This window comes from Herbaspirillum sp. B65 (assembly GCF_000333555.1).
Taxonomy (GTDB): Bacteria; Pseudomonadota; Gammaproteobacteria; order Burkholderiales; family Burkholderiaceae_D; genus Herbaspirillum; species Herbaspirillum rubrisubalbicans.
This window is the reverse complement of the sequence record NZ_BADI01000902.1, coordinates 1-442: the sequence shown is the minus strand read 5'-3', so window position 1 is coordinate 442 and position 442 is coordinate 1. Positions and strand designations below refer to the sequence as shown.

Annotated in this window: 2 pseudogenes; one reads left to right on the top strand and one right to left on the bottom strand. The window is 60.4% G+C overall.

Annotated elements, in window-relative coordinates:
* Window positions 1–225: pseudogene (locus I5W_RS21260) on the top strand (DNA-binding domain-containing protein); the annotation flags it as partial.
* On the opposite strand, the pseudogene I5W_RS32925 reads toward I5W_RS21260, so the two are convergent.
* A pseudogene (locus I5W_RS32925) lies at window positions 209–442 on the bottom strand (hypothetical protein); the annotation flags it as partial. The pseudogenes I5W_RS21260 and I5W_RS32925 overlap by 17 nt on opposite strands.

Below are 442 nucleotides of genomic sequence, written 5' to 3'. Positions count from 1 at the left end.
CTGAGCCCTGAATGGCAGGGCCAAGGCGCCCTGCTCACCCGGGCCCACGCCCAGGTGCAATGGCAGCCACTGAGCCTGGGCGGCTGCCGCTTTCTGGATGCCTGCCGCGATGGCTGTGGCATTGCCAGCGCGGCAGGCCAGGCCCTGGCGCATGAACCCGGCCTGGATATCGGCGCCATGCTGGGCCAGTTGGTCCAGGCCGACGCCTTCACCTCGTTTCATTGAACGGAGAACCCCATGAACCAGCCAGCCACCCTGCCTGCCACCGAGCCTTCTTTCCACGGATATCATTTCTAATGATTAGACTTCCAGAACTACCACCGCCAAAATAACTACACGCTGCATTGTGGGCACCTCGTGTCACGGCTATTAAGAAATAGCGTGCATTCTTGCCTTCAGGCAACGGAACCGGCAGCGGGGTCTGACATTGCTTATCGAGGAA